The sequence below is a fragment of the Microcoleus sp. genome (genome assembly GCF_049646505.1).
In the GTDB taxonomy this organism is placed as follows: Bacteria; Cyanobacteriota; Cyanobacteriia; order Cyanobacteriales; family Microcoleaceae; genus Microcoleus.
This window is the reverse complement of the sequence record NZ_JBARVX010000658.1, coordinates 1-5716: the sequence shown is the minus strand read 5'-3', so window position 1 is coordinate 5716 and position 5716 is coordinate 1. Positions and strand designations below refer to the sequence as shown.

5 protein-coding genes are annotated in these 5716 nt (G+C 47.3%); all 5 read left to right on the top strand.

The genetic code is table 11. The features are described from left to right. Positions 1-272 precede the first annotated feature (272 nt). The gene (locus WBA89_RS30040; protein ID WP_424411328.1) at positions 273-3269 is read left to right on the top strand and encodes an ATP-binding protein; all 2997 of its coding nucleotides are present in this window, start codon (positions 273-275) and stop codon (positions 3267-3269) included. A 279-nt stretch (positions 3270-3548) separates the two neighbouring features. Then, on the top strand, positions 3549-4184 hold the full coding sequence (gene yqeK, locus WBA89_RS30035) for a bis(5'-nucleosyl)-tetraphosphatase (symmetrical) YqeK (protein WP_424411327.1): 636 nt from the start codon (positions 3549-3551) through the stop codon (positions 4182-4184). 120 nt (positions 4185-4304) lie between these two features. Further along, entirely contained in the window at positions 4305-4730 is a 426-nt protein-coding gene (rsfS, locus tag WBA89_RS30030) for a ribosome silencing factor (protein ID WP_424411326.1), read from the top strand. 1 nt (position 4731) lies between these two features. Beyond that, the gene (locus tag WBA89_RS30025; RefSeq protein WP_424411325.1) at positions 4732-5232 is read left to right on the top strand and encodes a CGLD27 family protein; all 501 of its coding nucleotides are present in this window, start codon (positions 4732-4734) and stop codon (positions 5230-5232) included. Positions 5233-5346: 114 nt separating this feature from the next. Continuing rightward, a partial coding sequence (locus tag WBA89_RS30020; RefSeq protein ID WP_424411324.1) for an asparaginase occupies positions 5347-5716 on the top strand: 370 nt, incomplete at its 3' end.

Sequence of the window (5716 nt, the reverse complement as noted above, 5' to 3'; positions counted from 1 at the left end):
AAGGGGGATTTAGGGGGATCTCCGGGTTTGATGGATCAGTTTGAAAACACGCCCTAGCCCCCCTTAAGAAGGGGGGGACAGGAGTCTTCTCAAAGTCAACCCCTACTCCCCTTCTTAAGGGGGATTTAGGGGGATCTAGACTCAGCTAAAAGCGACATTTATCAACGGTTTCAGGCTTAAGTTGACACTCCTTGGGCACGGTGCGGTGTCCCTACTGCACTCCATAAACTTGGGATACGCTGTAAATTAACCAATCAATAGGGAGTAATATTGTGGCTGGACTCAAACCTTGGTATAAAATTGAAGGACTTATCCCCCGCGAAGATTTGCGCGAAGGTAAACCCTTAGATGCTTCGGAATTTGCAGTGCATCTCGACCAAGTGCGAGACAAACGAGCGCCCGCAGACTATCAAGAACCCGATCGCTTTTTCGATCGCACTTATCTGACTAAATATTTAACATACCTCGCCGCTCAAGTAGTCCGCAGACTCTCTGGCGAAACCACAGAAACCTCAGCTATATTTAATCTTTCTACCCAATTTGGCGGTGGCAAAACTCACGCCTTAACTCTACTGTATCACTTAGCAAAACACGGCCCTGCTGCTAACAAATGGACGGGAGTAGATAAAATCTTAAACCAAGCAGGTATTTCTGCCATCCCCGAAGCCGCTGTAGCCGTATTTGTCGGCACTGAATTTGACTCCATCACCGGGCGTGGTGGCGATGACGGTACTCCTCTACGCAAAACACCTTGGGGTGAAATTGCCTATCAGTTGGGAGGGGAAGCGGCTTTTAATATTGTCGCCGAACACGAAAATCAATTTATAGAACCCAAGGGCGATGTCATCCGCAAGTTTCTCCCTAAAGATCAGCCCTGTTTGATTTTGTTGGATGAGATTATTAACTACGCCAGCACCTATCGCAAAACCGGTTATGGCGATCGGCTTTATAACTTCATTCAAGCACTTTCTGAAACTGCCAGAGGTGAAAAAAATGTCGTTTTAGTAGTATCTATTCCCGCTTCGGAGATGGAATATACTGCTGCTGACGAAGCCGACGAACAGCGTTTCAAGAAAGTGCTCGACAGATTGGGTAAGGCAATTATGATGTCCGCCGAATCTGAGACATCAGAAATTATCCGCCGCCGCTTATTTGAATGGACTGCTAATGCTGTCACCCCTGAAGGTAAAATCATGCTTCCCAAGGATGCTGTTACTACCTGTAACGAGTATGCAGATTGGGTGATTGAACACAAGCAACAGTTGCCAAGTTTCCCGGTTGAAAGTGCGCGGGAAGCCTTTGTTGCGAGTTATCCTTTTCACCCAACGGTGCTATCGGTATTCGAGCGAAAATGGCAAGCTTTGCCTCGGTTTCAACGCACCAGAGGTGTCCTGCGACTCTTAGCTTTGTGGGTGTCTATTGCCTATCAAGAAGGTTATAAAGGCAACCATCGCGATGCCTTAATTGGATTAGGAACTGCACCCCTAGATGACCTATCATTTCGGGCCGCAGTATTCGATCAACTGGGAAACGATCGCCTAGAAGGGCCGGTAACAACTGATATTTGTGGCAAAAAAGACTCTCACGCCATTCGTCTTGATGCGGAAGCTACGGAAGATATTAAGAAATCGCGACTGCACCGCAAAGTTAATACAACTATCTTTTTTGAGTCCAACGGTGGTTGCACTCGCACAGAAGCAACTGTCCCAGAAATTCGACTGGCTGTAGGGGAACCCAATGTAGATATTGGCAATGTAGAAACGGTTTTGGAATCTCTAACTAGCGATTGCTATTACTTAACTGTCGGGCAAACAAAATATAGATTTAGTCTCTATCCAAACCTCAACAAAATTCTAGCAGACCGCCGCGCTAACGTGCAAGTACATCGCATCGATCAGCGAATTCTCCATGAAATTCAGAAGTTATTTGCCCTTAATCAGGGAATTCAGGTTATATGTTTTCCCGAACAACCTAACAATCTTCCCAATCAAGCTGTGCTGACTTTAGCTGTGATGTCTCCTACCCATTCCAAACAGGATGAGAGTACCCTAAACTTGGTAGAGTCAATGATTCGCGAGTCTGGTGCGTCAGCGAGAACGTTTAAGAGTGCCCTAATTTTTGCGATCGCAGATTCTGACATTCAATTGCGCGAAGAAGCCCGCAAAATGCTATCATGGGAAGATATTCGGGATGAGGAAAATAATTTAGATGATGTGCAGAAAAAGCAATTATTTGAAAACCTCAAAAGAGCTCAGCGCGATTTGATTGAGACTGTGTGGCGCGCTTATAAATACGTCGCATTGTTAGGGAAAGATAATCAGATACGGCTGGTGGATTTGGGTTTGGTTACGTCGAGTTCTGCCAAATCAATTGTAGACTTAATTATCAATCGGTTGAGTCTCGATGGAGATGTGGAAAATGCCGTTAGCCCTCGGTTTTTGGTTCGCAATTGGTCTGGTGCTTTCCAGGAGTGGAGTACCAAGGGGGTGCGGGATGTCTTCTTTGCTTCGCCTCTGTTTCCGCGACTGTTGAAAGGAGATGCGGTGCTCGATGCGATCGCGCGCGGTGTCAAAGATGGTACTTTAGCATTAGTTGGCAAAGCATCGGGCGATCGATACGAACCGTTTGAGTTCAAAACCGATTTACCAGCGAGCAAAATCGAAATTTCCGACGATTTGTTTATCATTAAATCAGAGGTAGCCGCAGCTTACCTACAACGGATCACCGATCCTCCCAAGTTGAACTCGTTGATAATTTCCCCCACCAAGGTGCAGCTAGAACCGGGTAAACAGCAAACTTTTATCGCACGGGGACGCGATCAATATGACAAAGAAATTGCTATTGGTGAAATACAGTGGACTACTACGGGCGGTAATATTGAACCCAATGGCCTACTCACGGGTGGAGAAAATGAGGGAAATTTCACTGTGACAGCAACAGTAGAAACAATCAGTGCGATCGCTGAATTTGCCGTAAAATCTTCTAATGGTGTCACAGCAAAAGAAAATGCTACAACTTATCAAGTAGCCGACGACAAAACCATCCCAGTTTCCCCAAGACGATTGAGATGGATTAGTGAAATTAATACTCAGAAGTGGATGCAGTTTTATACTAAAATTCTGAGTAAATTTGCCAGTGACAAAAATGTTAAGCTCACAGTAAAAATAGAAGTTTCTATCGAAGGTGAAGTATCTCAGCAAAGGCGGGATGAGACAAAGATTGCACTACAAGAACTCGGATTGAATGATGATGTGGATGTTCTAGATTGAAGTAAATTATTGACTGAGCTTTTAAGGGTGATACCATTTTTCTGACCTATGTGCTATAGATGAATTCCGAAGCCCCCCCTTAATAAGGGGGGGTTGGGGGGGTAATATCTAGCGCTACTTTATGAAATTGGTATGAACTGTGAAACTAGCTAGCAGAGAGATGTGTGTTGATGCGATCGCCCATCCCAGAAGCCACCGCACCCCTTTGGGCTCGACACCGCAGCCGATCGAGAAGAAAACGCTAAAATACTAGACATCATACAATTTGGGAGTTAATATTTGGCACTTGCACCTACGCGCGAAAACGTCCTAGCTTGGCTCTGTCAGCGCGTTCCTGCCGCCCGCATCACACATATCCTCGGCGTCGAACAGACAGCAGGTGACTTGGCCCGCCATTACGGCCTCGACGAAGCAAAAGCCCGATCGGCCGGTTTGCTGCACGACGCAGCAAAATACTTTAAACCCCAACTGCTGCTGCAAATGGCTCAGAAGGAAGGTTTAGAGTTAGACTCAGTGTTAGAGGCACACCCGCATTTGCTGCACGCAGACGCGGGCGCGATCGTCGCTAGAGACGAATTCGGGATAGTCGATCGAGAAATCTTGGACGCGATCGCCAATCACACCCTCGGCAGACCAAACATGAGCCAGCTCAGTTGTACCGTATTTGTAGCAGACAGTATAGAGCCGAGCCGCGGCAACACAGCCGAACTAACAGCACTGCGCGAGGCAAGCTGGCAAAATCTTTATGCCGCCGTGTGGCAAACTAGCGATTATTCTCTGAAATATTTGCTAGAAACTCGCTGCTACATTCACCCGCGCACCGTACTGACTCGCAATTGGGCGCTGCAAATGGCTCGCCGATCGCCGGAAACAGGAAATTCGACAGAAAAGTCGATCGCACAAATCACCAGTTAAAAGTAAAATTTACCAGCAATCCTGTACTTACTTTTGGCTTCAACCTAACTCCTATTTCCAGTCTCAAACTGCCAAAAACCGATTTTCCTTTACTGTCTCAATTAGGAACTTAAACAATTAATGTCAGATATCACCCAACTCGAATACTCCAGGGCCCAGTCTACAGCAACCGACGGCACATCCCCAGACGAAGCGCGCGGCCTGATCTTGACCGCAGCGCAAGCAGCCGACGAGCGCAAAGCAGTTGATATTGTATTGCTCCGGGTGGCAGAAGTATCCTACCTAGCAGACTACTTTGCGATTTTCACCGGATTTTCCAACGTCCAAGTACGAGCCATCTCCCAAGCCATCGAAGACCAAGTAGAAGAAGAATGGCAACGCTTGCCGCTGCGTACACAAGGGCTATCAGACGCAAGTTGGGTCGTCATGGACTACGGCGACGCAATCATTCACATCTTGAAACCCCAAGAGCGCGAGTTTTACAATTTAGAAGCGTTCTGGGGACACGCCGAACGAATTGACTTTTCCACCGCAGAGGAATGCTAATGTGAAAAACGCTTCTGTTTCTATTTGTCCTGTTCCGCAAGAACAGCGACCGGTTAATGAATACCAAGAACTTACAGAATCCTGGTTTTTTAGCTGGGTAACTCTCAATTGGCCCGGATACCTGGCAAAACTCGCTTGGGTGTTGGCTTGGAGCTGCTTGGTATCCGGGCCGATAGCTGCTTCTAGCTTTGCTCCCCTCAAGTATCCAGTTCAGTTTGCCCTGTGCACTGCCGCTGGTGCCAGTTTTATTCTAGGATTGGCTTTGCTGCGACTTTACTTGGGTTGGTTCTACGTGCGATCGCGCCTTGTAAATCCCACCGTCGTCTACGAAGAGTCAGGCTGGTACGATTGTCAATCTTGGTCTAAAACACCGGAGATTTTAGCTCAAGACCAGTTGATAGTCAACTACGAACTAGAACCAATTCTCAGGCGTTTGCGGCAGACATTTTATGGTTTGACTGTATTGCTGGTTGCCGGGGGAATAATTTGGAATTGTTTGTAATCGGGAATCGTGACAGGGAAGTTTTGAGTTGTCCGGGCGGTGTGCTTTTGTCGCCGCCCGCTTACAACTTCCTCCACTCAATCTAAAATCTAAAATCTAAAATCTAAAATTGATATGACAAGGGGAAAACGAACCCAAGCTCCCGAACTGGAAGTCACACTGCTGCGCGAAGGTATTGTGGAATCTAGGCACCGCGCCCAAGCCGCTGTCTGCGACAAGCGCGGGCGCGTTCTGTCCGTTGCGGGTAACTCGGAAACTGCGGCATTTGTCCGTTCTTCTCTCAAACCGTTTCAAGCTTTGGCTGTGACGGCGAGCGGGACTTTGGAACGCTACGAATTGACCGATCGAGATTTAGCGATTATTTGCAGTTCTCATCAAGGTACGATCGAGCAATCGCGACAGGTCTTTAACGTCCTGTGGCGCTGCGACATCGACCCATCTAAACTTCAATGCCCCAGTCCTGAAGGCAAAAAAAGCCCCCTGC

Bases quoted from the DNA above. Each gene is read 5' to 3' on its own strand.
- rsfS (WP_424411326.1), top strand. From the start codon at position 4,305: ATGTCAGATATCACCCAACTCGAATACTCCAGGGCCCAGTCTACAGCA.